The organism is Oscillochloris sp. ZM17-4 (assembly GCF_019599295.1).
Classification (GTDB): Bacteria; Chloroflexota; Chloroflexia; order Chloroflexales; family Chloroflexaceae; genus Oscillochloris.
In genome coordinates this window covers 55,292-78,748 of sequence record NZ_JAIEWN010000007.1, presented here as the reverse complement: position 1 = coordinate 78,748, position 23,457 = coordinate 55,292, and the positions used below count along the sequence as shown (strand labels likewise).

22 protein-coding genes and 1 pseudogene are annotated in these 23,457 nt (G+C 64.0%); 15 read left to right on the top strand and 8 right to left on the bottom strand.

The genetic code is table 11. The annotated features are described in order from the left end of the window. From K2Z83_RS08050 to mraZ, 4 genes are all read right to left on the bottom strand, one after another. Window positions 1-1,825 (bottom strand): penicillin-binding protein 2 (locus K2Z83_RS08050; RefSeq protein ID WP_220594662.1); only part of this gene is annotated, 1,825 nt, incomplete at its 3' end. Window positions 1,826-1,876: 51 nt separating this feature from the next. After that, window positions 1,877-2,275, bottom strand: a complete 399-nt coding sequence (locus tag K2Z83_RS08045) for a hypothetical protein (protein ID WP_220594661.1) — start codon at window positions 2,273-2,275, stop codon at window positions 1,877-1,879. Window positions 2,276-2,295: 20 nt separating this feature from the next. Continuing rightward, window positions 2,296-3,234, bottom strand: a complete 939-nt coding sequence (rsmH, locus tag K2Z83_RS08040; protein ID WP_220594742.1) for a 16S rRNA (cytosine(1402)-N(4))-methyltransferase RsmH — start codon at window positions 3,232-3,234, stop codon at window positions 2,296-2,298. A gap of 73 nt (window positions 3,235-3,307) precedes the next feature. Further along, window positions 3,308-3,739 (bottom strand): division/cell wall cluster transcriptional repressor MraZ, encoded by a 432-nt coding sequence (gene mraZ / locus K2Z83_RS08035; protein ID WP_220594660.1) that lies wholly within the window; start codon window positions 3,737-3,739, stop codon window positions 3,308-3,310. Between the two features lie 293 nt (window positions 3,740-4,032). On the opposite strand from mraZ, the gene K2Z83_RS08030 reads away from it, so the two are divergent. Then, window positions 4,033-4,944: an aminoglycoside phosphotransferase family protein gene (locus tag K2Z83_RS08030; RefSeq protein WP_220594659.1), complete on the top strand. Its 912-nt coding sequence runs from the start codon at window positions 4,033-4,035 to the stop codon at window positions 4,942-4,944. Between the two features lie 9 nt (window positions 4,945-4,953). After that, window positions 4,954-5,241, top strand: a complete 288-nt coding sequence (locus tag K2Z83_RS08025) for a hypothetical protein (RefSeq protein ID WP_220594658.1) — start codon at window positions 4,954-4,956, stop codon at window positions 5,239-5,241. A gap of 211 nt (window positions 5,242-5,452) precedes the next feature. Here K2Z83_RS08025 and K2Z83_RS08020 read toward each other — a convergent pair whose 3' ends face one another. Further along, window positions 5,453-6,637: an MFS transporter gene (locus K2Z83_RS08020; protein ID WP_220594657.1), complete on the bottom strand. Its 1,185-nt coding sequence runs from the start codon at window positions 6,635-6,637 to the stop codon at window positions 5,453-5,455. 123 nt (window positions 6,638-6,760) lie between these two features. On the opposite strand from K2Z83_RS08020, the gene K2Z83_RS08015 reads away from it, so the two are divergent. Further along, window positions 6,761-7,477, top strand: coding sequence for an esterase family protein (locus tag K2Z83_RS08015; protein ID WP_220594656.1), 717 nt, complete (start codon window positions 6,761-6,763; stop codon window positions 7,475-7,477). Between the two features lie 68 nt (window positions 7,478-7,545). Here K2Z83_RS08015 and K2Z83_RS28875 read toward each other — a convergent pair. The 3 genes and pseudogenes from K2Z83_RS28875 to K2Z83_RS08005 all read right to left on the bottom strand — a co-directional run. Beyond that, a pseudogene (locus K2Z83_RS28875) lies at window positions 7,546-7,863 on the bottom strand (peroxiredoxin family protein); the annotation flags it as partial. Window positions 7,864-7,875: 12 nt separating this feature from the next. Continuing rightward, on the bottom strand, window positions 7,876-8,121 hold the full coding sequence (locus K2Z83_RS28870) for a hypothetical protein (protein ID WP_255603546.1): 246 nt from the start codon (window positions 8,119-8,121) through the stop codon (window positions 7,876-7,878). Window positions 8,122-8,124: 3 nt separating this feature from the next. After that, window positions 8,125-8,574 carry an SRPBCC family protein gene (locus K2Z83_RS08005; RefSeq protein WP_220594654.1) on the bottom strand — a complete coding sequence of 150 codons (450 nt, stop codon included), beginning with the start codon at window positions 8,572-8,574 and terminating at the stop codon, window positions 8,125-8,127. 110 nt (window positions 8,575-8,684) lie between these two features. On the opposite strand from K2Z83_RS08005, the gene K2Z83_RS08000 reads away from it, so the two are divergent. The 12 genes from K2Z83_RS08000 to K2Z83_RS07945 all read left to right on the top strand — a co-directional run. Beyond that, window positions 8,685-8,975: a hypothetical protein gene (locus K2Z83_RS08000; RefSeq protein WP_220594653.1), complete on the top strand. Its 291-nt coding sequence runs from the start codon at window positions 8,685-8,687 to the stop codon at window positions 8,973-8,975. After that, complete coding sequence (locus tag K2Z83_RS07995; RefSeq protein WP_220594652.1) at window positions 8,972-9,538, top strand: TadE family protein; 567 nt, start codon at window positions 8,972-8,974, stop codon at window positions 9,536-9,538. Before K2Z83_RS08000 ends, K2Z83_RS07995 begins: the two co-directional genes overlap by 4 nt. A gap of 61 nt (window positions 9,539-9,599) precedes the next feature. Continuing rightward, on the top strand, window positions 9,600-10,190 hold the full coding sequence (locus K2Z83_RS07990; protein WP_220594651.1) for a TadE family protein: 591 nt from the start codon (window positions 9,600-9,602) through the stop codon (window positions 10,188-10,190). 74 nt (window positions 10,191-10,264) lie between these two features. Further along, window positions 10,265-12,802, top strand: coding sequence for a VWA domain-containing protein (locus K2Z83_RS07985; RefSeq protein WP_220594650.1), 2,538 nt, complete (start codon window positions 10,265-10,267; stop codon window positions 12,800-12,802). Window positions 12,803-13,102: 300 nt separating this feature from the next. Continuing rightward, window positions 13,103-15,712: a hypothetical protein gene (locus K2Z83_RS07980; RefSeq protein ID WP_220594649.1), complete on the top strand. Its 2,610-nt coding sequence runs from the start codon at window positions 13,103-13,105 to the stop codon at window positions 15,710-15,712. A gap of 286 nt (window positions 15,713-15,998) precedes the next feature. Next, complete coding sequence (locus tag K2Z83_RS07975; protein WP_220594648.1) at window positions 15,999-17,039, top strand: pilus assembly protein CpaB; 1,041 nt, start codon at window positions 15,999-16,001, stop codon at window positions 17,037-17,039. Window positions 17,040-17,226: 187 nt separating this feature from the next. Further along, on the top strand, window positions 17,227-18,492 hold the full coding sequence (locus K2Z83_RS07970) for a CpaE family protein (RefSeq protein ID WP_220594647.1): 1,266 nt from the start codon (window positions 17,227-17,229) through the stop codon (window positions 18,490-18,492). 77 nt (window positions 18,493-18,569) lie between these two features. Next, window positions 18,570-19,976 (top strand): CpaF family protein, encoded by a 1,407-nt coding sequence (locus tag K2Z83_RS07965; RefSeq protein ID WP_220594646.1) that lies wholly within the window; start codon window positions 18,570-18,572, stop codon window positions 19,974-19,976. A gap of 63 nt (window positions 19,977-20,039) precedes the next feature. Then, complete coding sequence (locus tag K2Z83_RS07960) at window positions 20,040-21,035, top strand: type II secretion system F family protein (protein WP_220594645.1); 996 nt, start codon at window positions 20,040-20,042, stop codon at window positions 21,033-21,035. 130 nt (window positions 21,036-21,165) lie between these two features. Further along, window positions 21,166-22,083 (top strand): type II secretion system F family protein, encoded by a 918-nt coding sequence (locus K2Z83_RS07955; RefSeq protein ID WP_220594644.1) that lies wholly within the window; start codon window positions 21,166-21,168, stop codon window positions 22,081-22,083. A 54-nt stretch (window positions 22,084-22,137) separates the two neighbouring features. Further along, window positions 22,138-22,491 (top strand): DUF192 domain-containing protein, encoded by a 354-nt coding sequence (locus tag K2Z83_RS07950; protein WP_220594741.1) that lies wholly within the window; start codon window positions 22,138-22,140, stop codon window positions 22,489-22,491. Next, window positions 22,488-23,457, top strand: a 970-nt coding sequence (locus tag K2Z83_RS07945) for a glycosyltransferase family 39 protein (RefSeq protein WP_220594643.1), incomplete at its 3' end; no start/stop codon positions are given. The genes K2Z83_RS07950 and K2Z83_RS07945, both read left to right, overlap by 4 nt.

The window sequence follows — 23,457 nt, the reverse complement described above, 5'->3', positions numbered from 1 at the left end:
GCGTCAGCCCAGGGATCGTCTGCCCTGGGTTGACCAAAGCCGGGTCGGGCGGGAGCTTCTCGTAGCGAAGCAGCTGATCTACCACATTGTAGTAGACCGGGATGGCCGTGGTGACGCCCCAGATATCGTCCTTGGGGCGGTCGATCTTCACCAGCACCACATAGCGGGCGTCCTCGGCGGGGGCGAAGCCCAGCACCGAGCCGATCGTATAGCTTGGGTCATAGCCGCCGCCATCGAGCGGGATAGACGACGTCCCCGTCTTCGCCCCCACCTGATAGCCCGGCACAAGCCACTGATCGTCGTAGTTATTGCTCTGCGGCCCCCAGACCACCGGGGCGTAGTGGTTGGCCGAGTTCACCAGCATGCGCCGGAGCGTCCATGCCACGCCCTTATCGATCGGCTGCCCGACCTGCGTGGGCTTCGTATCATCGCAGCGCTCGGCCTGACAGCGCCGCTCCACAATGTAGGGCCGCATCATCACGCCATCGTTGGCGATCGCGGCGGCGGCCTGCACCATCTGCAGGGGCGTCACCGAGATACCCTGGCCGTAGGCGTTGGTCAGGAAGGTCAGGTCGTTATAGGCGTCGGTGCCCCAGCTATTGACGATGCCCGCCTCCTCGCCGCCCATATCGACGCCGGTGGGCCGGCCGAAGCCGAACTGGCTCACGATGCTGTAGAACTTCTCCGGCCCGGTGATCTCGTTCAGCTGGAGCGCGCCCACATTGCTGGAGAAGTAGATCACGTGGGCCGGGTCGATCATCCCATTGCCGCCCCCGTTCCAGTTGCTCAGCGACTGGCCGAAGCGGTAGACCGTGCCGGTGTCATTCACCTGCGTGTCGGCGGTGAAGCTGTGGCTCTGTAGGCCAGCGGATACCGTGATCATCTTGAAGGTGCTGCCCGGCTCATACAGGCTGCTGATCGCCGGGTTGCGCCCATAGACATCCGCAGGGTAGTCGCCATAGCGGTTCGGGTCGAAGTATGGCCAGCTGGCCATCCCGCGGATCGCGCCGGTCTTCGGGTCGAGCACGATGATGCTGCCGCCATCGGCGTCGTGCTTTTCGATCGCCTGCTGGAGCTCGCGCTCGATCACGTACTGCACCAGCGGGTCGATCGTCAGGGTCAGGTCGGTGCCATTCCGCGGCGGGATCGTGCGCGACGGGGCGATCGCGATCGGATTCTTTTGCGGGTCGAACTCCGCCTCCATGCGCCCATTGACCCCCTGGAGCTGATCGTTATAGAATCCCTCGACGCCGCTGATCCCGTCGCCGTTATAGTTCGCGGCGCCGATCACCTGCGAGGCGAAGGAGCCTTGGGGGTACACGCGGCGCGGCTCGTACTGCCAGTGCAGCCCCGGCTCGCCGAGCGCGTCCACCTGCGCGGCCACCGCCGGGTCAAGCCAGCGCGCCACCGGGAGCCAGTAGTGGTCGGTGTCGGTGAGCGCCTTGAGGATCTCCGCCGAGTCCTGATTCAGCAGGGCCGAGAGGGTGAGGGCCAGGCGGCCGGCCTTCGTCTGATCGATCTGCGCCGGCACCACCCACAGGCTCTCGCGATCCACATCCATAGCCAGCACATTGCCGAGCCGGTCAGTGATCAGGCCGCGCTGCGCCTGGATCGGCACCTGCTGATCGATCTCGGCGCGGGCCTGGGCCAAGAGCGTTTCGTGCTGGACCACCTGCAGGTCGCCGAGGCGCACCACCACGCGGGCGATCAGCAGCAGGCAGATCAGCAGCACCGCATTGATCCGCCAGCGCTCAAGCCGCACACGCGCGGGGGGCGTGGCGGCTGCGGGCTGCGATCGCGGCGGGTTGTTCGTGCGTGTGGCCATATATTTAGGGTACAGGGTTTAGGGTACAGGGTACAGTGGCGGCACTGCAAATTAAGGAGTGATACTGGCGGATCCTATCCCCTGTCCGCTATCCCCTGTTCCCTCACTTGGAACATCCAGGTAGCGCACCTGGTCGGGCGAGATCGGGCGCAGGCCGATCTGCTCGGCGCGCCGCCGGATCAGCTCAAGCGACTGGGCGTGCGCCTCGCGCACCTGAAGCTGCCCGCGCTCACGCATCAGGCTCGTCTTCTCGACCTCGAGCCGCGAGATGGCGTAGCCCCGCGTGGCCACGGCGCCGGTCTGGACGAGCACGATCAGGCTCATGATCGCCAGAATGAACACCAGCCCCAGCAGATAGCGGCTGCCGTCGAGCCGCATGTACTGGGGCAGCGTGATCCGCCGCTTGCGGGCCTCGCTAATGGTAGAGATACGCTGCGTGTTGACGGCCATCACGTGCTCCAATCAGTGTCTCACGATCCCAGTGCCTCAGTGATCTTCTCGGCCACCCGCAGCTTCGCGCTGCGCGACCTCGGGTTTGCGGCCAGCTCATCCTCGCCGGCCTCGATCGGCTTCTTCGTCACGATCCGCAGGCGCGGCGTCCGCTCGTTGGCGCTGCCGCCGTAGCCCGACTCGGACCGAAAGAACAGCTTGACGATCCGATCCTCCAGCGAGTGGAAGCTGATCACCGCCAGCCGCCCGCCGCCCCTGAGCAGATCAACCGCCTGCGGCAGGGCCGCCTCCAGCTGCTCCAGCTCCCCGTTGACCGCGATGCGCAGCGCCTGGAAGGTGCGCGTCGCCGGGTGGATCCGGTCGCGCCCGCCCCGGCCGATCGCCCGGGCCACCAGCGCCGCCAGCTCGGCCGTGCGGGTGAGCGGCGACTGCTTCCGCCGCTCGACGATCAGGCGGGCGATCCGCCGCGAGCCGCGCTCCTCGCCGTAGCGAAAGATGATATCTGCCAGGGCCACCTCATCCAGGCTATTCACCAGGTCGGCCGCCGTCGGGCCGCGGGTCGGGTCAAGCCGCATATCCAGCGGCCCATCGTTGCTGAAGGCGAACCCTCGCTCCGCCGTGTCGATCTGGTGTGACGAGACCCCCAGGTCGAGCAGGATGCCATCCACATGATCGACGCCAGCGCCGTGGGCGATCGCGGCCATCTCCGCGAAGCGCCCGTGGCGCAGCGTGTAGCTCGTCTCTGGGAGCTGCGCCGCCGCGAGCCGCTCCCCGGCCGCCGCCAGCGCCGCCGGGTCGGCGTCGATGCCGATCAGCCTGCCCCCCGGCTGCGCCGCCCGCAGCAGCGCGAGGGCGTGCCCCCCGCCGCCAACGGTCCCGTCAAGGTAGACCCCGCCGGGCCGCGGCTGTATGGACTCCTGCACTTCGTGCGGCAGGACAGAGACGTGGTGGAATTGCAGATTTTCGATTGCAGATTGCAGATTGTGCTCTTCCACGGATGTGCTCCCAATCTGCAATCTGCAATCTGCAATCTCAAATACCGAGGGCCGCCAGCTGCTCGGCGATCCCGGCGCCGCTGGTGTCGAGCTGATCCATCACCGCGCGCCAGCGCTCGGCCGACCACAGCTCAAAGTAGGTGTCCATGCCGGTGATCACCACCTGCTCGGCGAGCCCGGCGTACTCGCGCAGGTTCTGCGGGACGAGGATGCGCCCCTGGCGGTCAACCTCGACCTCAGCGGCGTTGGAGAAGAGCATGCGGCGCAGGCTACGGGCCTCGGGGCTGCCCAGCGAGAGGCTGCTCACCTTCTGGGACAGCTGCTGCCAGACCTGGCGGGGGAAGGCCTGGAGGCACAGATCAAAGCCGCGCGTCAGCACCATCCCCTCGCCCAGCTCCTCGCGGAAGCGGGCGGGGACGGCCACGCGGCCCTTCTCGTCAATGCTGTGCTCGAATTCGCCCAGAAACACGGTGCGCCCTCAGTGTTAAACTGTCTCAGCAAGAAAATCTGTTCGATTTCCCCACTTTCCCCCACTTTCCCCCACCATTTGAGCCATTATATACCACCCTGTAGGCAATTTCAAGCATTTTGGGCCTCGCCTAAGCTTTCTGTGATGTTTGGCGTCTGTAGTACTCTTTACACCTGAGGCGCTTTCCCCACCGCGCCTACGCGCAGCGCATGAGCGCGATGGGGCATCGTGTTATAATGCGAAGCCTGTCGGGCGCCCGCACCCTGTGCCCTGTACCCTCGCCTTGGAGCCGTATGGACATCCCCGCCGCCTTCCGGCACCAGATGATCGCGACCTTTGCGGAAGACGGCACCGCCTGGCTCTCCCGGCTCCCCGCGCTGATCGACGCGTACGCCCGGCGCTGGGCGCTCTCCGTCGGCCCCGCCTTCGCCAACCTCTCCTACAACTATGTCGCCCCCGCCAGCCGCGCCGACGGCAGCCCCGCCGTGCTCAAGCTCGGCGTCCCGCGCGACGAGCTACGCACCGAGATCGACGCCCTGCGCCACTTCGGCGACGGGAGCTGCGTGCGCCTGCTTGAGGCCGACGTCGAGGGCGGCGCGCTGCTGATCGAGCGGGCCGAGCCAGGCCATCAGCTCGCCAACCTGGTGGCCGAGGACGATGGCCGGGCCACCGCCATCGCCGCCGACACCATGCGCCGGCTCTGGAAGGCCCCGCCCGCCGATCACCGCTTCCCCCGCGTGGCCGACTGGTTCGCCGGCCTGGCCAAGCTGCGGGCGCGCTTCGCCGGCGGCACCGGGCCCTTCCCGAGCAGCCTCGTCGAGCGGGCAGAGCGGCTCTGCGCCGACCTGCTGACCTCATCCGGCGAGCCGATGCTGCTCCACGGCGACCTGCACCACTTCAACATCCTCAGCGCGGGGCGGGAGCCCTGGCTGATAATCGACCCCAAGGGGATCATCGGCGACCCGGCCTTCGAGCCGGCCGCCCTGATGCTCAACCCCTGGCCCAGCCTGCTCACGCTGCCCCAGCCGGGGCGCGTCATGCGCCGCCGGCTCGACATCCTCACCGCCGAGCTTGGGCTCGACCGCGAGCGCATCCGCGCCTGGGCCAGCGCCTTCGCCATCCTCTCGGCCTGGTGGTCCTTTGACGACAACAGCGGCGGCTGGGGGCACAGCCTGGCCTGCGCCGACCTCCTTGCCCAACCCTAAAGAAGCGCTATGACTCAGCCGAACCTGACCACCATCACCATCGAGCGTCGCGACTACGGCAGGCGCTACAGCGAGCTCCCGGTCGACAAGATCGACCGCGACGGCTTCGAGATCGACTGCGCCGGGGCCTACGCCCGGCCCGCCAACTACGACCTGCGCGCCGGCGATATCGTGCGCTGGCGCGAGGGCGAGCGCGCCATCGAGGCCACCATCAGCGCCGTCGAGCGCGGCGACGACGATGTCCGCGTCACCCTCACCGGCGCCCACCCCCTGCCGCCCGAGTTCTTCTATTACTAGATCACTGAGGCGCTGAGGCACTGAGGCACTGAGCCATTCCGCATACCTGTCATTCCGAGCGCAGCGAGGAATCTTGACGGAGATGCCCAAAAAGACCCTTCGACTGCGCCTGCGGCTCCGCTCAGGGTGACAGGAATGCAGAATAGCTCAGGAGAATTGGTATGAGGCACTGATGTGGCTCGCCGCCTCAATATCTCAACGCCTCAGTGCCTCAGTGATCCCCCTCGCGCACAAACCGCAGGCACACCAGGGCGCCGACCAGCGCCGCCGCGCCCGCCAGCAGCCCGTTGCCCGCGAAGCCCACCGCCGCAAACACCTGCGGCCCGAGCAGCGACCCCACCACCCGCCCCAGGCCAGACATCGCCACCACCAGCGCCAGCACCGTCCCCCGGCCATCCTCGGTCAGCCCGCTCACCAGCGGGAAGGCCGAGACGATCGAGAACTCGAAGCACAGGTCGAACAGCAGAAAGAGCACCAGGAACAGCGCCCAGCTGCCGCCGCTCAGCGGCAGCAGCGCCTGGAGCACGGCCACGGCCAGGAATCCCAGCACCACCGCGCGCCGCTTGCCGATCCGGTCGGTGAACAGCGTCGCGCCAATCGAGCCGGCCAGCTCCACAAAGCCCAGCAGCCCGAAGATCAGCCCCAGCTGATCGGTGCTCGCCCCAAAGTCGCCCTGGAGCCAGCTCGCGTAGACCACAAAGATCAGCTCGGCGGCCAGCATCTGGCAGAAGATCAGCCCGAGCGCCGCCAGGATGCCGGGGCGGCGCCAGACGCCCCGGGGCGCCGGGGCGCCCTCGGCGCGCTGTCGCCGCGCGCCGCCGGCGTCCGGCAGAGTCAGGGTCAGGGCCAGCATCAGCAGACCCAGGGCCAGCAGCGCCCAGAAGGCCGGCGCCCAGCTGCCGCGCAGCGCGATCAGCTGGGTCAGCCCGGCCACCCCCACCAGCGCCGCCAGCGCCCAGCTCAGCTCCAGGGTGCCCAGCACCCGCCCGCGCTGGCCGTAGTCGCTGCGGGCGCTCGCGTAGGCCTGTACCGCCGGCATATAGAGCGCCGTGCCCACGCCGATCAGGACGTAGCCGACGAGGAAGAGCGGGAAGCTCACCGTCAGGGCGCAGACCAGGGCGCCCGCGCAGAACCCGACAAGCCCCACCGTCATCGTCAGACGCTCGCCCCGCGCGTCCGAGAGCGCCCCGCCCAGCGGGCTGAGCATCGTCGCCGCCACCTGCACCGTCACTAGCAGGCTCGCCACGCCCAGGCTTACCCCAAGTCCGGCGGCCAGCACCGGCAGCAGCGGGTAGATGATCCGAAAGCCGGTGTTGAAGGCCAGTCGCCCGAAGAGCAGGATCAGTAGCTGCGGGACGGTCATATCGGCGGGGCGATCAAGAGCCTGGGAGGTCATGGGTTCCCCTAAGAATGGCGCGGTTGACAGCAGAAATCAGGCCCGCTATCATACAGCCCATCCAGACGCCTGTAAACCCAATCTGCTGCCCCCTGTTCCCCGTCCCCTTGTCGAAGGAGTCCTATGCACCGCGCCTATCACCGCTGGGACAGCCCGGCCCTCGGCCGCCCCATGGAGCTGCTGATCTTCGGCCACGCCGGCGCCCCATGCCTGGTCTTCCCCACCTCGCACGGCCGCTTCCACGAGTTCGAGGACCGCGGCATGGTCGGGGCGCTGGCCCACCGGATCGAGCAGGGCTGGCTCCAGCTGATCTGCGTCGACAGCGTCTTCGGCGAGAGCTGGTACAACGAGGGCGGCCCATCCGACGCCCGTATCTTCCGCGAGGAGCAGTACGAGCACTACCTGATCACCGAGGTGCTGCCGCTCATCCGCGCGATCAACCCGAACCCATTCCTCATGGCCACCGGATGCTCCTTCGGCGCCACCGAGGCCGTCATCCTCGCCCTGCGCCACCCCGGCCTCATCCGCCGCGTGATCGCCCTCAGCGGACTCTATGACATCCGCCGCTTCTTTAGCCACTACACCCAGGGCGTCTACTTCCACAACCCCGTCGATTTCGTGCCGAATATGGGCGACCAGTGGACGCTCGACCGGCTCAACGAGACCGACCTGATCCTCGTCACCGGCCGCGACGACCCGGCCGCATGGTCGAACGAGCTGCTCTCGCGCCAGCTCTGGGCGCAGGGCGTCGGCAACGCCCTGCGCCTCTGGGACGGCTGGTGCCACGACTGGCCCTACTGGCAGCAGATGATCAACGCCTACATCGAGGGCCATGATTAAAAAATTGCAGATTGCAGATTGTAGATTGGTCACACAATCTACAATCTACAATCTACAATCTGCAATCGCTACAGGCTGTCGAGCTCCCGCAGCAGCAGCTCCGGCGCCGGCGGCGTGAAGACCGGCGAGAACGGCGCGGCCCAGCTGTAGCGGATCACCCCGGCCGCATCGATCACAAAGCAGCCTGGCAGCGGCACGCCAAACCCCGAGCCCATCCCGTAGCGATAGAAGACCTCCCAGCCGGGATCGCTGAGGATGGGGTAGGGCGCGTGCAGCACCTCCGCCACATAGCTCGTCATCTCCAGGTCCGTGCTGCTCACCACAATCACGTGGGCGCCACGCTTCTCGAACTCGCCGTATGCTTCCCGCAAACCATCCAGGTGCGGCGCGCAGTTCGGTCAGAAGAAGCGGTCGCTCACGATCCGGGTCAGATCCAGCACCACCGGCCGCCCGCGCAGATCGCTCAGGCGCATGGTGCGCCCGTACTCCACCTTCTCCTCGCCCGCCTCATCATAGAAGAAGCGCGCGTAGGGCAGCGTGAAGTCCGGGGCCTCCTCGCCGGGCTGCGGCACATCCGCCGGCCCGCGCGGGCGGACAAACTCATTCCGCCACTTGCTCGTCATCGGAAGAAAAGGTCGTGCCATAGCTTACTCCTCACATACCTGCTTCAGCCGCCCCATCTGCACATCGGCGTCCCAGCCCATCAGCGGGCCGATCGTCGCCGGCCAGATCAGCGAGAGGCCGGGCACCTTCAGGCGGTACTCGATCCGGTTCTGGATCAGCGTCTCGCCGGAGCCGCCGTGGGGCCGCCAGTGCCAGGCGTCAAACCCCTCCCAGAAGCCGTCAAAGGCCCACAGGATCAGCCCCTCGCGCCGCTCGAACACAATATAGTCTGCCTCCAGGAGGCTGCCGAGGCCGGGTAAGCTGAGCCTCCAGCGCGCGCCCCGGTCGAAGCGCCAGCCATCGAGCGGCGCGAAGCGCACCGCCGGCGACGTCCACCGCTCCATGTGCGACTGGTCGGTCATCACATGGCCGACCCGCGCCATATCCGCCTGGACAACAACAAAATCCTCTTGCATGTGTGGGAATACGCTCATAGTGTTCAGTATAGACCCCTTCATATTTTTTGTCCACACTTTGCACAGAATCGGGTGTAGGCCGACGCCTGGCGCGCAGCGCCTCGGCGACGCGGCTTCAGCCGCCCGCCATGGCCACCTTTGCACGAAGATTCGTGACACCCCACAGAATCTGTGCCCATCAGGCACATGCTGCACTGATGGTGCTGCGGCGCGGCTACGCCGCGCCGCAGCACCATCAGTTTTTGTGTGGGAGAGATTCGCTCTCCCACACCCTCACCGTGCGCAGTGTTGTTGCCGGCAACAAAATTGTCACCTATCTGTCATCTTTCCGGCGACTCGGTACCTTTAGCCTATTGTTTCTGCGCGTCCTAAAAGCCTATAATCAGCGTACAGCAATTATCCCCGGAGGAACGGCATGAGGCGTCGAACAGGCGGACAATCAATCGTCGAGATGGCATTTGTGCTCCCCGTGCTTCTGATCCTGCTGTTCGGGATCATGGAGTTCGGCTACCTCATCTTCGCCTACACGACAGTCTCGCAGGCGGCCCGCAACGCCGCCGAGGCGGGCGCGCAGCTCCCCCCGTACCAGTCGTGGCTGGCCTATGAGGGGCAGACGATCCCGGACGGACTCGCTTTCGAGTCCGACTCCTGCGTCCACGGGATCTACGAGGCCGCCAGGACAGACCAGACCCTGTTCACCAATATTGCAAACTTCCTCACCATCACCTACCCGGAAGATAGCCTTCCCACGCGAGACACGCGTAACCTTGATGACCGCGGGCCGATCCAGGTGACGATCGAGTACCCGGTCACCGGGATCACGCCGCTCTTCAGCCTGCTAGGCTTCAACGACGGCACGTTCACGCTTCGGGTGACGCAGCGCCGATCCCTTGAGAACCTCGGGGTAGACCCAAGCAAGCCCGGCGGCGTGGCCTGCGCCAAAGATGTCGCCGACTGGCATAAGCTGAACCCGAACCCGTAGGCCACCCGGTAACGCACTGTCTTGAGCGGCACGAGCAGGCACAGCTATAGAGGAAAGCATTATGTTCCGTCGCAGCAGCGCAAAACGCACCGTAGGCCAGGCGCTTGTCGAGTTCGCCCTGGCGGCAACCCTGATCTTCATGCTGCTCTCGGCGGCGGTCGATCTCGGACTGATCTTCTTCACGCTCCAGGGGCTGCGCACCGCCGCCCAGGAGGGGGCCACCTTCGGCAGCCACCCTGTGCTCGTGATGAACGGCAGCTCAGTCCAGGCGGTCGATCTGGACTATAACGAGATCGTGAATCGGGTGCGCTTCTCTGGCGGCGATAACCCTACCGGCTTCGCCAACCTGCTCGACCTGAATAACGATGGGGTCGATGACGGCGGGCAGACGGTGATCAACTACTGGAATCCAAACGCCAACATCTACATCCAGCTGCTCAAGTACAGCGGCGACAACATTCTGGGCACGCCGACCACGTGCCGCACAACCACGGCTGGCGTAGATATGCGCAATACAGGCAAGTACTGCTATGTGCGGGTGACGGTCAAATACACCTATAAGTTCATCTTCCCGCTCGCGCCCGCATTCGCTGACTCCATTGAGCTGCGCACATCGTATATGATGCGCATCCGCAGCTCGTTCAGGGGGTGATCAGGCCCGGCTCAGGTCTACATTATCAACGCTTCACAACAACGACACAACCCCACGCACAACGGAGGAGAGTTATGAGTACCACCCGACGCCCAAGCCTGAGCCGGATCGTCAGGCAACGTAAGCGGGGACAGAGCATCCCGATCATCGCCCTGATGATCATCATTCTGGTCGCGATGGTCGGCCTATCCGTCGATGTTGGCAACACCTTCTCGCAAGAGCGACAGGCGGTCTCGGCTAGCAACGCCGCCTCGATCGCCGGCATGACCGCGTATATCCAGCGCAACGCCAACACAACCCCAGGGGACATCTTCACGGCGATCACCAACTCCCTCCAGTCGAATGGGATCAACGCCGCCGCCGGCACCGAGAACGCGTCGGAGGTGGCGGCCTATTACCTCGACTCGCAGGGCGAGGTGATCTCCCGGCTCGACCCGAGCAACTCAACCTTCCCCGACAATATCGCCTATATTCAGGTGACTGTTGATCGTAAGGTCGACACCTCGTTCGCCCGCGTGGTTGGCCGAAACGATCTGCCGATCAACGCGTCCGCGCACGCGGGACTCTGCCCGGTCAACTCGGGCGTCTACCCTCTGGCGGTCGATACGGCCACGATCACCGGCGATACCTTCAATGATGATGGCATCGACCCAAGCGACCCCGACGCGTATAAGGTGCTCGACAATGGCTCGATCCAGCGCCGCATCTATGTGAGGGATGGCTCGAGCGCCGGCAGCTTCAGCTGGCTGCGCTGGATGCGGGATCAGGGCGCCAATGGGTTACAGGCAACCAGCCTCAGTGAGCTGGCCGCCAGCATGACCGGCGAGGGCAACATCGCAGCCGGCTTTGAAGAGGCACCCTGGCCCGCAGGGCAGACGCCCCCGGAGGGCTACCCAGAAGAGCCGGGCACGATCAACGCCGGCGATTGGATCTGGGGAAGCCCGGGCTGGAAAGAGAATAATGCGGCGAAGCAGGCATCGCTCAGCGCCGCCATCGACAACCACATCTTCAACAGCACCTTCCTCATCCTGCCGATCTACAGTCAGATGGACGGCACTGGTGCGGATGTGCAGGTGCGGGTGTCGCGCCTCGGCGCCTTCGTAATCACCGGCCAGGGCAATGATTCGAGCAAAGGCCCCTACTTCGATATGATCTTCGTCGGCGAGCCGGTGCGCCAGTACACCGCCTGTCTCGTCACGCCGCCCCCGCCCGGCGGCACCCTGGAGCTGTTCGGCAACGTCTCCTTCTACCCGGAGTACCAGATCATCCCGACCGAGCAGAAGCCCATCCAGTATGTGGTGGTGCTCGACTCCTCCGGCTCGATGAGCGCCAACTTCAACGGCCAGTGCAATGAGACGAACGTCATCAAGCAGTGCGCCAACGGCCCGCCCGGCTACCCGGCCGTGCAGCAGACGGGCACTGGTACGGACCACTGGTGGAAGACGGAGAGCGAGCGCCGCATCTACGTCGCGAAGAAAGCTCTTGAGCGCCTGGTGAAGCTCGCGAACATGCCCGGCAACCCCGGCTACGATAACACCCGGCCCGACGACAAGATGGCGGTGGTCTGGTTCAATTCCATGGTGCCGAGCGGCAACACCAAGAACTTCTCGAGCAACCCGACCAGCCTCATCGACTTCATCACGACGCTCAACAACGGCTACGGCAACTACCGCAGCCAGGGCGGCACGAATGGCGCCGGCGGCCTGTACCGGGCCAGCCTCATGTACGATGCCGCGCCCAAGACCGTCGCCTTCGGCGGGAAGAACGTCGAGTACAAGCGGGTGGTGCTCTTCATCACCGACGGTGTGTCCAACCAGTTCCTGAAGACGAACGACAGCAACCTGCTCGGCGGGCAGAGCAGCTATACGACCTACCCGACGAATGGCACCTGCTATAACCTGGGAAGCAACGTCATCGAGAACGCAGCGTGCCAGCTCACCGACCCAGTCAAGAGCCCTAAGGTGAACGGCATGGATCGGCCGATCACGCAGATGATCACCACGAGCCAAGATAAGCTGCGCAACGACACCGTGCAGGCCGAGGTCTTCGTCATCGCCCTCTCAAGCATCCCGAGCACCGGCCTACGCGATGGCGTGCCCTCCTCAACCAACTACTACTTCGCGGCCGAGGGCCTGGAGACCTACGCCGACGGCACGACCAATGTCGACACGATCATCGACACAATCAACGAGCGGGTTGAGCTGGGCGACTGTATCGCCGGCCCCAGCGGCACCAGCACCGGCACCATCCCCAGCAATGAGTTTGTCAACGGGACAAACGGCCTGTCCTACCCGACCGTCGGCGAGGTGACGATCTCTGACAGCGTGAACACCTTTACTGCGCCGATCACGGCCGGGACCGACGGTCTGCTGACCTACGAGTTTAAGGGAGTGCCCCAGGGCACCTATCGGATGGAGGCGTACCTCTTCTACCATCACCCGCTCGACCCGCCGAACGTGATGCGAATGTACAGCCGGATCTGGTCCGCCGGCCAGGCGGTGAGCGACTTCACCGTCGATGTGAGCCCCTCAACGCAGGGCACGAGCTTTGTCCAGCGGATCGAGCAGCCGCTCACCCTGAAGCTCAGCGGCGATGTCTGCCCTACGCTCTAGGACACCTACCGTCAGGGGCGACCTGACAGCTGCAAGCAATCAGGTCGAGGGTCGCACCTGACACAACCCCAGATATCGATGGAACGGCGGGATGTGGGCCGGGTTGTCGGGGGCACACCCCGACAACCTGGCCTATACTATGCTTATGGGCCACGACACGGCGACGGGCAGCGCCCCGCAGATCATGTGGTGGACCATACTTCATCTCAGCCCAGAGTATCGTATACGCCCTGCGCTTCAAGGAGGTGCCCAATGGTGCCAGTTTCACGTACTCGGCGTCCTCTTCAGGGATATGCCCTATTGCTGCTCTGCGTGAGCATGATCGCGCTGATCCCTGGACAGCCCGCCGCAGCCCAAAGCTCTGTGCCGCAGCCGATCGATAACGCGCAGGGCGATTTCGCCGATGGTGTGTTTCAGCGTGTCTCGATCGGCCCCGATAATCGCAGCACCCTCACGCCAGCCGACGGCGAGGTCGCCGATCAGGCTGGCGTCGTGAAGCTCTCCCCCGCCGGCGTACTCAATCCCTGGGACAGCATCCCTGGGGATCTCCCAGCAGATGCCGCCGTCTCGAGCCCTGGCGTGACCGCCCTGGGCAACCGAATCTATGTGATTGGAGGGAAGCCGCTCGCGGGGAACGCGACCGACGCCACATGGTGGGCGACCGTAGCGCCCCAGGAGGGCAATCTGATTGAGACCGGCGGTAATACCTGGCTCAATAAGCCGATGACTGCCACAAAGGCGATCTTCGACAGCAGCACGGAGCTGTACTATCCCGAGTGTAAGGCCGTCACCGGAAAGCGCGCCCGTGTGGGCGTGGCGAGCCTAGACAAGGGCAATAACAGCGGCTTCATCTATGTCATCGGCGGCGTGGCCGACATCCCCGGCTGCACGTACAACTTCTCGACCCCGATCGTGCAGCGCGCCACAGTCGCCACCAACGGCACGATCACCTGGAGTACGCTGACCTCCGCCCTGCTGCCCAGCCCGAAGGTGCCCACCGACAACGGCACCGACTCCGCGCGCACCCTCGGGATCGACGGCACCTCAACGGCCATCGTCCGCGCGCGAGATAGCAATGGCACCGACCACTACTACCTGTATGTGATCGGCGGCAAGAGCCTCTACGTGAATGGTCCGGGCAGCTTATCCCCGGACGAGCTGACGAGCCGCGTGCTGAAGGCGGTCTACTACACGGAGATCGACTATACCACCGGCGATCTGAAGCACCCGCTCACCGGCAGCCCAACCGGGGTCTGGAAGCGCACCGCAGACTTCCCATCGGCTGCCGACAAGGGGATCTGGGACGCCACCGCGACCGCCGTCAATGTTGTCGTCGGCGACCAGCTCAAGTCAGCGATCTTTGTCGCTGGCGGATCCCTCACCCTGGGCGGGAACAGCGACCCGGTCGTCCTCAACCCCTACATCTACCGGGCCGACATCGGCGACAAGGGCGCGCTGACCTGGAAAACCACGCCGGGCAACGGCGGCATCGAGCAGGTCTCGCTCTCCCCGCCGCGCCGCGGGCTGACTAGCATCACGTACAACAACAAGCTCTATATGATCGGCGGCACGACCACGAACGATAATTCAGGCGCTCTGAATGCGGTGCCCACGGCCTTCTACGATGACGACCTGAACATGATCAAGATCGACACGGACTTTGTCATCGGCCCCGGCCCCGCCGATGCCGATAAAGTGCTCAATACGAACAATGATGACCAAGGCCGCTACAACCTCGGGGCGGCCCTGGTGCGGGCCGAGACGCCGACGGGCGCGATCCCCGACACGCTCAACTCGGCATGGGTCTTCGCGATCGGCGGGAGCAACAGCAGCGGGCAGCCAAGCAACAAGGTCTACCGAGGGAAGATCGGCGGCGATGAGACGGCCGATGACGTCAAGCGCGCCCCAGAAGGCTGGTACTACTCGGGGGCAATCAAATCCTCGTTCGAGTTCGGCTCCGAAAATAAGCTGGCCCGCGTGCTCGCGATCCACTGGGCGACCGACATCGACCGCACAACGGGCAGCCCGAATGCCGATATCGAGATCCAGTTCCGCAAGAAGATCACCGGCTCGGGCGAATGCACCGGCGATGACGGCTTCAAAGACACCGACCCGTGGAGCAGTTCCGCCGATGGCTTCGCCAGCAGCCCCCTCTACTCAAAGTCGGCCATCAGCGGCGCCATGTATAACACGGTGGATATGACGACGCTCTTCGGCAGCGACACCACCGCCAGCTGCCTCCAATACCGCGCCCACCTGATGCAAGACGCCACCGGCAGCGGCATCAAAAACCCCAAGAGCACGCCGATGCTGCTCAGCGTGTATATCGAGAAGGTGATCGCCGGCAACGCCGAGCTCAACATCCCGACCGGCGGGTTCTCGGTGACGACCACCAATAATCGGCTCAGCTCCGTTACTATGAATATGCGGAATCTCAACCTGACGGATCAGGCCGCGACGCTGAGCGCGGATCGGGCGCGCTACCCCGCCGCAGAGACGAGCGTCTATGTCAACCTATGTATGACCTACTCGCCGCTGACCGAATCAACAGCGCCAAGCCTGACCCTCCCCGACCCGAACGCATTCCAGGAGAGCGACAAGACGCTCTGCCGCTACTACGCCGAGATCTTCACCTACGAGATCCAATCGGGCACGGTGATCGACCTGCTCAAGCCCGATGCGGTAGGGAACTCGCGCTGGCACGACAACGCCAATAACTACCAGACGGTCAGCGACATCCGCAGCGCATTCAGCACGACTGGCAACTACCGGATCGGCATGATCCTCGACACAGGGAACAATGTGCCCGAGGGCACGACCGGCGAGACAAACAACCGTAGCGAGACGATCACATTCAGGATCGAGGGGTCGCCGATCAATGTCGTCATGCTGCCGTTAGTCGCCCGCTAGTAGGGGCGGCGCACCGTGAGGGGGTGGGGGAGCCTCGCTCTCCCACAAAACACTGATTGTGCTGCATGTGCCTAATGGGCACACATGTCACCAAAATAACGCAGGTTTGTAGGGCGGCAGCCCCCAGCCCCCACAATACAGTACCGTTAGGACTGCCGAAAGTGTAAAGCCTTCTTAGCCCTTTACACGCAGTAAAACCGCTTCACAACTTGCCAGCCTATGCTATACTGTGCTGACATGGCACCTTGTCACCCTCGCTCTGCCTGATAAGGAAGGAAGCCCCCGTATGAGGCGTGGTGGTGTACTCATTCTCCTGATCGGCCTGATTTTCATTGTTGGCGCTGGCCTGGTGTTCTTCTTCCTCCAGGGGCCAACCTCGATCGGTGGCACCCCCGTAGAAGCCACCGAGCTGCCTACCGAGGTGCCCCTCGTCGAAGTTGTCCGCGCCCGCATCGATATCCAGGCGAACACGCTGATCTCTGACACCTCGCAGATCGAGATCGTGAAGATCTCGCAAGATCAGTTCAATGCAGACAAAGACTTCTCCAGCCTCACCGACGTCTTGGGGAAGCTGGCGATCCGCCAGATTCTCGCCGAGCAGCCGATCGAGAAGGCGGATCTGACCGACCCGGGCCTATCGCAGCAGATCCCGACGGCCGAGGCGGATCGCGCGCGCGACAAGGCCTACCCGTTTATTGTAAACAATCTCTCGGGCGTCGCGGATCAGATCAAGCCCGGCGACTTCGTCGACGTGGTGGCCACCTTCAACCTGCTCCGCCGCTACTCGTACCCGACGGGCCAGACGGTCGAGGAGATAGCTGGGCAGCAGGTGCCGGTGCTCCAGCGCGAGCTCAGCGACCCGAACTTCAACGCGACGAAGACGATCGTCCAACGGGCCCAAGTGATCAAGATCATCCGCCCGCAGGTGGCCGCCCCCGACTCCACACCTGAGCCAAACGCGGACACCCCACCACAGTCGAGCAGCTTGCCCCAGGTCGATGCATCGGGACAGCCGATCAACCCAGCCTTGGGGGGTGGCGATACGACCGGCTCGATCACCCAGGGCGCATGGACGCTCATCCTTGCGGTGGACAACCAGGAGATCGAGCTGATGGAGTTTGCCCTCGCGACGAACTCACGCATGATCCTTGTCCTACGCGGTGCCGGAGATAGCACCTACGAGCCGACGATCGGCGCAACCTTCGATCTGCTGGTGTCGGAGTTTGGTGTGCCGCTACCGCAGAACCTACCGCCGAATGTCATCAGCCCCGACCAGGCGTTTACGCCTGAGCCGACCCGCACCCCGGCGCCGACACGGGTGCCGTAGATCGAACATGTGAGGCGTGAGGCGTGAGACGTGAGGCGTGAGGCAGATGTTACGCCTCGCGCCTCACGTCTCACGCCTGAACAAAAGTAGCCGGACGAGCCAAAAAAGTGGTACGATATGCATACACAGAGCTGCTTACTTCGCTGAGCCGGAACACCGCCAGCCGATCGCATTGAGGAGCCAGTCCATGAGTGAGGGCGACAAAATTCGCGTGATGATCGTCGACGATATCATCGATACGCGCGATCAGCTGGAGAAGCTGCTCTTTTTTGAGAAAGATATCGAGGTGATTGCAAAGGCGGGCAATGGCCGCGAGGCCGTTGCGATGGCAAAGCAGTATCGACCTGATGTCGTCCTCATGGACATTAATATGCCCGACATGGACGGCATCGCCGCCACTGAGGCGATTCTGACCCAGGATCCGACGATCCAGGTCATTATTATGAGCGTCCAGGGCGAGACGGACTACCTGCGCCGAGCGATGCTCGCCGGCGCGCGCGAGTTCCTCACCAAGCCGATCAGCGCCGACGATCTCTACAAATCGATCCGCCACGTCCACCGCCTCGCAGCAACCCGATCCCGGCCCGCAGTAGCCACGAGCAGCTCGGACGGCGGCGGCGGTGCGGGCGGCAGCACCAGCGAAGGCCAGATCATCGCAGTCTTTAGCCCAAAGGGCGGCGTCGGCACATCATCGATCGCCGCCAATCTCGCCGTCGCCCTACGCCAGCTGACGAATAAGAAGGTCGCCCTGCTCGACGCCAATGTGATCTTTGGCGACCTCAGCGTGATCCTGAACCTGCGCTCCGACAAGACGATCATCGATATCGCGACTCGTATCGACGAGATGGATCGCGAGCTGCTTAACGATGTGATGGCCACCCACACCTCGCAGATCAAAGTGCTGCTTGCCCCGCCCGACCCACAGCGAGGCGAGCTGGTGACGTCCGATCACATCCGCACGATCCTCGACCTGATGCGCCGTGAGTTCGACTATGTGGTCGTCGATACGCCGGCAACATTCCAGGATCGCTCTCTGGCAGTGCTCGACATGGCGAACCGGATCGTCACGCTGATGACCCTTGAGATGCACTGCATCCGCAACATTAAGCTCTTTCTTGAGGTGGCCGACCTGCTGGAGTACCCCCACGAGAAGGTAATGCTCGTGCTGAATAAGGCGTCGAACCGCACCGGCATCCGCGCCGAGGATGTGGAGAAGAACATCCAGCGCAAGGTGTCGCTCCAGATTGGCGACGCCGGCCAAGATATGACCTTCTCGATCAACCAGGGCGTGCCCCTGGTGATCGGAAAGCCGAGCCATCAGATTGTGCGCGATGTCGTCGCCCTGGCGAAAGAGCTGGCGGCGGCGGCGAAGGCCGCTGAGACACCAGGGCAGCAGACGCCCCCCGATCAGAAGAGTGGCAGCTTCTTCTCACGCATGATACCGAAGCGGTAAGTGCTCCTGGTGCTGGGGAGGGCCGACGGTGCGCCGTAAACGTTCGCCCCCAGCGTCTCCCACCGGAGGAATGATCTATGTCTCTGCTCAAACGAATCGGCGGGACGACACCCGGTGAGACTCAGCCGGCAAGCCCGCGCCCATCGGGGAACAGCAACACCCAACGGCTTGAGGCACCGGTACGCTCGGCCAGCAGCATCCGTGAGGACGACACATTTAATGAGATTAAGTCCCGCGTCCAGAACCGCCTGATCAACGAGCTCGACCCGAAGCTCGACCTCGCCAATAAGGCGAAGGTGCGCAAGCAGGTCGAAGAGACGTTCAATTCTATCCTCGATGGCGAGAGCATTGTGATGACGCGCGCCGAGCGAGCAAGGCTCTTCGATAGTATCGAGGCTGATATCATCGGCCTCGGCCCGCTTGAGCAACTCCTCTCCGATGATGATATCAGCGAGATCATGGTGAATGGCCCCAAGCGAATCTACATCGAGAAGAAGGGCAAGCTGATCCGCACCGACATCACCTTCGCTAACGATGATCATGTGCTGCGAATTATCGACCGGATCGTGGCCCCGCTCGGCCGGCGTGTCGATGAGTCGTCGCCGATGGTGGACGCCCGCCTTCAAGATGGCTCACGTGTCAATGCGATCATCAGGCCGCTCGCGCTCAATGGGCCGACGCTCACCATCCGTAAGTTTCGCAAGAACCCCCTGACCATCCAAGATCTCATCCGCTTCGGCGCGATGAGCAATGAGATGGCCGACTTCCTTGAGGCATGTGTGAAGGCCCGGCTGAACATTGTGGTCGCCGGCGGCACCGGCTCCGGCAAGACCACCCTGCTCAATGTGCTCTCCTCGTTTATCCCCGAGGATGAGCGGATCATCACCGTGGAGAACGCCGCCGAGCTCCAGCTCGCCCAGGATCACGTCGTCACCCTTGAGTCGCGCCCGCCAAACGTCGAGGGCCGCGGCGAGGTGACGATCCGCGACCTAGTGATCAACTGCCTGCGTATGCGACCAGAGCGGATCGTGGTGGGCGAGTGCCGCGGCGGCGAGACGCTCGACATGCTCCAGGCGATGAACACCGGCCACGATGGCTCGATGACGACGATCCACGCAAACTCGCCCCGCGATGGAATTGGTCGGATCGAGACGATGTGCCTCATGGCCGGCATGGATCTGCCCGCCCGCGCCATCCGCGAGCAGGTCGTCTCCGCCGTACATGTCTTTGTGCAGCAGTCGCGCCTTCAGGATGGCTCTCGCCGGGTGACGCAGATCACTGAAGTGAGCGGCATGGAGGGCGATGTGGTGGTGCTCCAAGATATCTTCGTCTTCGAGCAGACGGGCCTCGATGAGCGGGGCAAGATCGTCGGCCAGCTGCGCCCGACCGGGGTACGGCCTAAGTTTATTGAGAAGTTCGAGTCGATGAATATCTTCCTGCCCTCCCACACCTTCGGGGTCGGCGGAGATCGGTTTGGGCTCTAACAAGCAGTAACAACCGGTGACGTCAGCGCGTCGTCGACGCGCTGACGTCACCTACGGAGCATTATGGACAGGCTGCTCTCACCCGACATGATGCCGATCACCCTGGTGGGCCTGGGGCTGCTATCAGCGCTGATCTTGGCTGTGGTTGTCTTGGTCATGCGGGGATCACGTACGCCCGATGTCTCACAGCGCCTCTCGGAGTTCGCCGGCCGCACTGACACGAAGCAGAGCGAGCCCGCAGCCAAGCAGGCGCTCGAACGTATCGACAGCGTCGTCTCGAAGAGCAAGCAGGGCGGCAACATTGCGCGCGATCTCGCCCGGGCTGACCTGAAGCTGACGGTGGCTGAGTTCATCGGGGTGAAGCTGATCAGCGCCCTTATCGGGGCAGGGATCGGCATATATCTCGGCCGGGCCAACCAGGCAGCGATGTTTGCCGCTGCGCTGCTCGGGGCAGTGATCTTCTCGTTCGCCCCGAATTTCTACATGGGGATGCGGGCAGGCCAGCGGATCAAGTCGTTCAATAACCAGCTCGGCGATACGATCACGATGATGGCCAACGCGCTGCGTGGGGGGTTCAGCTTCCTGCAGACGCTCGATATGGTGGCGAAGGACGCCCCCATGCCGATGTCGGCGGAGTTCCGGCGGGTGGTCCAAGAGGTCGGGCTTGGGCGCAGCACTGAGGAGGCGCTCGAGAGCCTGCTGCGGCGCATGCCCTCTGAGGATCTTGATCTGCTCATTACGGCGGTGAATATCCAGATGGAAGTGGGCGGCAATCTCGCCCAGATCCTCGACACCATCGGCCACACCATCCGTGAGCGGGTGCGGATTAAAGGCGAGATCCAGACTCTCACGGCCCAGGGGCGAATCTCTGCCTGGGTGATCACCGGGCTGCCCGTCGGCCTGGCAATCTTCATCACCATGGTGAACCCATCGTATATGGCACCGATCTTCACGATCGGCCTGCCGCCTGAGAACTGGTGCTGCTTGCCCGTTGTGTCATTAGCAATGATTGTCATGGGCTTCTTTATCATTATGAAAATTATGGATATCGAGGTCTAAGCAGTCGATCTCGACATGCTCACGTCGGGCTATACGTCGCTACCAGCCAGATCACTTCGTTGGCGTTTCACGTAGCATGGGGTGGCACGGGGTAGACCCCGGATGACAGAACAACCGATGAGGTGCTTCAATGACTCCGATCATGGTACTTGTGCTCATGGTAGTTGCCGGGATCGGGCTGATGATCTTCGGCCTCAGCCGCACTCGTCAGCCTGACGCGATCGGCGAGCGACTAAACCAGTTCACCGAGCGACAGATGACGCTCGAAGAGCTGGAGTTACAGCAGCCACTGATGCAGCGGGTGTTTGTACCCGCCGCGCGCTCGGTGCTGATGCTACTCGGCAAGTATGGCGCCAAGCAGAGCGCGGAGCGCCTGCGCACAAATCTTCAGCAGGCCGGCAACCCTGGAGGCATCACCCCGACGATGTTCGTGGGCCTGCGCATGGTGCTAGCTCTTGTGCTTGGCCTGGCGATGACGGTGGTGACACTCCAGTCGATGCCGCTCTCTCAGGGCCTGCTGTATAGCTCAGTCGGCTTTGTGCTGGGCTATATGCTGCCCGTTATGTGGCTGGGCCGGCAGATATCCGGCCGCAAAAAGTCGATCACGAAGTCGCTCCCCGATGCGCTCGACCTGCTCTGTATCAGCGTGGAAGCGGGCCTAGCCTTTGACTTGGCCCTCCAGCGGGTGACCCAGAAGTGGGACGATGAGCTGTCCCGCGAGTTTAAAAAGGTGCTCTCGGACATCCGCCTCGGCCGCACGCGTCGCGAGGCGCTGAAGGATCTGGCTGTCCGCTCCGGTGTCGAGGATGTGCAGACGTTCACCGCCGCAGTGATCCAGGCTGACCAGCTGGGTGTTTCAATGTCGAAGATCCTGCGCCTCCAGTCGGATCAGATGCGCGTCCGCCGTAGGCAGCGGGCAGAGGAGGCAGCCCAAAAGGCACCGATCAAGATGCTCTTCCCTATGGTCTTCCTGATCTTCCCGGCGCTGTTCGTGGTCATCCTTGGGCCGGCTATCCCGCGCATTATGTCGAGCTTTGGCGGCCTCTAGCCCAGTGCTCACTATGGGAGCCCCCGCCCCTTCACTGGGCGGGGGCGTTGTGTGATGAACCTACGTGTCACGAATACCACCCGCGGCACCATCATTGCGGAGCAGTGCGAGCAGGCCCGTAGCTTCATCGCCCGCGGACGCGGGCTCATGGGCCGCCCAGATCTCGCCCAGGACACCGGCCTGCTGATCGCCCCCTGCTCAAGCATCCACACCTTCTTCATGAACTTCCCTATCGATGTCGTCTTCATCAACCGCGCCGGGAGGGTTGTTGGGCTGTACCCCGCGATGCCGCCTGGGAGGCCCTACGCAGGAGCCTGGGGTGCCCGCACGGTGATCGAGCTGCCGGCAGGCGTGATCGCCGCCACCAGCACGCAGATGGGCGACCTGATTGAGATGAGCGACGCGTGACCTTCGAAGGTAACAGGCAACAGGTAACAGGCAAAAGACGAGCTGCGATAGCCGGTTACCTGTTACCTGTTACCTGTTACCTTGGGCTCTACCTGATCACGCTCACCCAGGTCCACACCTTCGACGCGCTCTCCTATATCCTCGATGTTGACCGCAAACCTTGGCCCGAGCTGTTCCACCCACATCACCTGGCCTATGGCCCGCTTGGCGCATGTATCCGCAGCCTCGCCCTGAGCTTCGGCTGGCGGGGCAGCGCAGCGCTGCTCATCCAGGCCACCAACGCACTGGCCGGCGCCGTCGGCGTGGCGATCTTCTTCGCCATAGCGCGGCGCGCCGCCGGCCGGGCCGACCTCGCCGCCGCCGGGGCGCTGCTGCTCGGGTCAAGCTACGCCTTCTGGTACTATGCGGTCGAGGTTGAGGTCTATACGATCGCGTCGCTCTTCCTGATCGTCGCCCTCGCGCTCATGATCGCCCTGATACGCCGACCATCTCCAGACATCGCCGCCGCCCTCGGCTGCGCGCAGGGCCTCGCCGTGCTCTTCCACCAGACGAATGTGCTGCTGTGTGTGCCGGTGGGGGTGGCGCTGCTGCTAGGGATCAGAGATCAGGGGACGGGGGACAGGCCGCGCGCCGCGACACGCTACCTGCTGCCTATCGCCTACCTGCTCCCCCTCGGCCTGATTGTCGCCGGGGCCTACCTCTGGGTGGGCCTGGGGGTGAGCGGGTTTCGCAGCTGGGGCGAGCTCTCGGCCTGGATGGAGGGCTACGCGCGGACGGGCTGGTGGGGGGGGGGCGTCGATGCGGCGAAGCTGGCGGGCCTCGGCGTGGGGCTGAGCCGGACGGTGGCGCCGTCCGGCTGGGAGATTCTGCCGATCGGGCTGCTGGTCGTCATGCTGGCGAGCCTGCGCGGGCTGCGGCGCACGCCGCAGGGTCTGCTATGGGTGCTGCTAGCGTGGCTGCTCACCT